Origin of the sequence: Endozoicomonas sp. ISHI1, assembly GCF_024606225.1 — a bacterium.
GTDB lineage: Bacteria > Pseudomonadota > Gammaproteobacteria > Pseudomonadales > Endozoicomonadaceae > Endozoicomonas_A.
The window spans coordinates 1-4,487 of record NZ_JAGRPU010000096.1 but is presented as its reverse complement, the minus strand read 5'-3'; the positions used below and the strand labels follow the sequence as shown (position 1 = coordinate 4,487).

2 protein-coding genes are annotated in these 4,487 nt (G+C 47.8%); both read left to right on the top strand.

Annotated features, from left to right (window positions below; translation table 11 throughout):
- Positions 1–3,386 (top strand): transglutaminase domain-containing protein (locus KBW69_RS23115; protein ID WP_257282481.1); only part of this gene is annotated, 3,386 nt, incomplete at its 5' end.
- A gap of 154 nt (positions 3,387–3,540) precedes the next feature.
- On the top strand, positions 3,541–4,487 hold a 947-nt coding region (locus KBW69_RS23110), incomplete at its 3' end, for a hypothetical protein (RefSeq protein WP_257282479.1).

Sequence of the window (4,487 nt, the reverse complement as noted above, 5' to 3'; positions counted from 1 at the left end):
TGATCGACAGCCAGCATCTGGAAGGTGAGTTAAACGACATTCTGGCTGGTGACGCTCATCCGGGTTTCCACCTGTTTGCCACCATCAACCCACCTGAGTACAGCGGACGCAAAGCGCTATCACCGGCGCTGAAAGGACGTTTTCGTCATTTGCCCATTCGGCAGTACAACCCGGAAGAATTGCAAGCCATTGCTGAAAAAGTGTTGCCACAGACCCAACAGGGAAAAATCATCGCTGAACAACTGACTAAACAACATTGTCGTTTGAGGGCTTACCTGCAACGACAAAACCTGCCGTTGCAGCCGACCAGTCTTGATTTACAGAATGTCGCCAGGGCTGTCTTCAGAGGAGGCGATTTTACCGAAAAAGCAGTTCATCAATGCCTCAACCAGCACTACCGTCTTTATCTGATGGCAGCCAATATATCCCTGGAGGAACTTCCCGGGCCATCGGCTGCTGCCATTGATAGAGAAGCGCTTGATCCTGAAATGAGCCAATGGTTCTACCGAAAGGTATCCGGCATTAATCGCCCGTGGTTGATACGAGGCAGTAATCGCAACAGCCTTGATGAAAAACGCCATGAAATTCTTATCAATACTTGCCTGGAGAAAAAGGAAGCCAGAACGGAGATCATCAGGAGACTGGCTCAGGCCAGGTGGCAGGCATCCGGCCTTTCCCTTAAACCGGATCCGTCAGACAATATTCTCACTCAGACACTTTACCGACACTGGCAGCAACGCTGGTTTGATCGTGAGTTTGGCCCGGTGGGCGTAGGTGCTGATAGCGTCTTTCCCCTGACGGCAGAAGAGGAACAAACGCTGAAATTAACGGCTTCCCAGCCTTATCTTCAGGAGGCTGATCAGCAGATAGAGAAATGGAATGCCCACGACGTTCAACTACGGCCTGCATTTTGGCATCAGATTTGTCATCAGATAAGTGCTCTGGAGAACCATCAGGTTGACGGTGGTATTAACAAAGCGTCAGCTGTTGGCGTTGATAACGCTCCTGAACCATACGATCCGGAAGTCCACGAGAAAGAGGCTCCGGCATTGGACACGAAAACGAACTATGAGTACCGGGAGAAGTCACAACTCAAGGATTATAAAATTTTTAATACTAACGAATATTCTTCCGGTATGTATCGGTGGTGGGCAAAGGATATTTATGTGTCTGCCACTGGCGATGTCAAAGAAATCGATCTCAATGATAAAAACATTGATGGGCTCGAAACCCTCATACCGGCCCGCTTACCGGGGCAGGATCAGCCAGTGCTATTAGCCAGCGATCAAACGCTGGCGACCTTTAGCTGGTCATCAAACAATGGCCAGTATGCATTGCCCAGCCTGAGGCCGAACGACTATATCGTGGCACTGCGCATAGAACCCGATGTGCCATTTACCCTGGTGAGGAACCAATATACCGGGCTTCACACACTGTTGATTACGGAGGTCCGGGACAACCAGCGTATTCACGTGGCTTATGTCGTAGAGCCGAGAAAACCGGTCAAAAAAATACCTGCTAAAGAAGCCCGGCCAGAAGGATCAAAACATTTTGACAACCGCTGCTCAGAGGCTATGAAAACAGTACTGAACAAACTGTTTGAGACCTTTGATCACGATGACCAACACCCAGCCGAAGTAAAGATGCTTTTGCAGGCAATAAAAAAACCTAAAGGCACGGAGGATCGAATTAAGGCGATCACAGAATATTGCAAACAGTTTTCCGGTGAGGCTCAACCAGGGCGCCATGAAAATTTCTTTGAATTCCTCGTAACAAAGCGGCAGGGTAGCTGTCGTCATCGTGTGCCTGCTTTTATTGCTTTTTGTCGTTATTTTGGGATTCCCTCCCGAGAAATTAAAAACGCTATCCACAGCTTTGCCGAGTATTCCGTCGATGGAGGCCAAACCTGGGAACCAGTGGATTTGGGTGGGGCACCTTTCGAGGAAACAGAAATCACATTTCATTTCCAGCCCATCAGGAAGCTCACTGGTTCCAGCAGTGAGTCCAGGAAGATTAATGCTCTCCTCAAGGCTCTCCTGAAAGGAGCTGATTTGGCAGAACAGCAAACTCTGGCCAGAGCCTGTGGCATGAGTCTGATGGAACTGAACAAAAGCCTTGAGAAAAACAGTGCATTGCCAGAAACCAATCTCAACATTCTCGAAATGGTTCATAACCTTTGGAAGGAAAACAATTTAGTCAGTTTTCACATGGCGGTCTCAACCTTAGAATCGCTGGGAAAAAAAGCGTTGGTCAATCAAGAGATAGGTACTAAATACATGTCGCTGGCGGTAAGACAAATATTGTCCGACAGTGATGGATATCTGATCATTGAACTGCTCAAGTCACTCCATTCAAAAATAATTGATCAAGCCGGAGTAAAAGCTGCTTACCAGTGGCTGATTGCAATGGTGTTCATACTGCAAGAAATTGACTTAACCCAGCCTTCGGTTATCCGCTTTGTCCTTGAAGCCATGGAATTGGGGTGGCTGGAACCAGTGTCGAACCCCATTATGAAACCCGATAAACATCATCACCTATTGGTGCGTCTCAAAGGCGTCGATGAGCTGAAGGTTAAAGCCGCTGATTGCCTGAAAAACTGGTATAAGAAAGTATTTTCCAGGAAAAAAAATAGTTATGTGTGTCGGTTGGTCTATAGAAAATTTCAAGAAGGAGGTGGTACCTTATTCGTCACTCATTGTCATAATGGGTTTTCGCAATTCTTTGAAGATAAAATTGTCAATCGATCTTTACGGATCGTCTGGACGGACGAACCTGAGGGCACTCCGAATATAGAACGAATGCTGGTGCGCCAACCTGCGTTTCCGAAATTAGTCTCGGGCAAGACGAACCACCTTCCGGTGATTATCATGGGGCAACCTTCCTGGGACAAAACAGTGATGAATAAAAAAACCGGTGTGCTGTTTCAACGACATCTCGAGAATAAGCCGGATTTGAAGCCGTTATTGGAAAAAATCAAACCAAACTCCTCTGAGGTGTCATGGGAGGATCAGCAGCTTTTAAATGCTTTGAGAGACAAACAGAGGCTAGCGCTTCAGCAGGCATTCTGTCATTACCTGTATGAAATGACGCACTCGAAAGGCGGTTGCTTAACGTATTGTTGGTCCGATGCTACCATCAGGTCTGAAGTTGAACTCACTGACAGCTATGGCGCTCATGATCCATCCTCAGTGGAGCAGCTGTATGCCATGATGTCTTCAATTGATAGTTCTTGCTGGTTTCAGGAATGTGGTCATGATGCTTTTTTAAGACAGGCACTCTACGCCGATAACGCTCTGGTGCTCAAGTCCGATGAACTGACAAAAATTGCCGAAGAGTTTTGCAACAGCGTGAATTTGAATTCGCTTTTTGAGTCATTGGATACCTGATCATTGTCTGGTCACGATAAGTTTTTCGTGACCGGTGATTTCCATCGATGGTCACGGCTAATTATCAAAACTGAACTTCCATCCTATTTTAAGGTCAAACGCCTAAACAACTTCAATGCAGTAATGCTGACAGCAGTAAAAAAGGAGATTGACTATGGATGGTCAGATTGGCAGAGCAACAAACAAATACATTCTCGGCAGTGAGGTGCCTGGTGCTGAGGTACCAGATTGTGGCGTGCATGATAGTAGCCTGCCAACCAGGACAGCAAAGCTGAAGCTATCGTCAAAAAAGGTAAAAATCTGCCATGAGACCACCGCCAAACGGACTATATCATCACATCCGATTACGTCGCCTGAGAAAGCGAGAACCGTATCCTCAACGGATTCCTCGTTACCCAGAGCCTCTCATTCCTTCGATTTTCGTTTTGTCACCAGCGATGATGAGGTTCGACAGCTTTTAGCAGCCCGGACCGGCGACGAGAATCGCGATGTCACACTTATCTCCCATCCCGATGAGCTCTCACAGGCTAATCTGGTGAGCCGGCTGAGCATTGCTGACGATGGTCACCATGCTTTGCGTTCAGGCAAGCTGTTTGAAGGGACACAACCACTCACCCTGGTGATGGATATTCGCAAGCTCACCAGCGACGATCTGCCAAAATTTAACGATCTGCTGGACCCCGATAACCCCTGTCTGTACGACAAAGTCAGTCAGGAGAAACGTCCCCTGGGAGAGCACGTTGCTCTGCTGGTTTTAGCAGACCCCGCACAGTTGGCATCGGTTGGCCAGGATGATAAAGCCCCGGGCGCTGATTTCTGGCGACGAATTAATCGACCGGGAAATACCTGGCAATTCGATGATGATTCAGCGATGGACCTCAATAAGGTTCCTCCGCTGTTGCCTGAACTCCCCGGTATTGAAAGTGCTATGGATGACGACAATATCGTTTTAATTGACTGTCATATCCATAGTAACTGGCGACACTTACTGCTGGGCGGTCCCGGAGTAGATCAACAGGGGCGAATTCAGCACATCCCCGGCAGGCTTGAGTCATTAAGGGCCGGACAGCGGGTGATTCTGAAAGGAGCCAACTGGCAGGA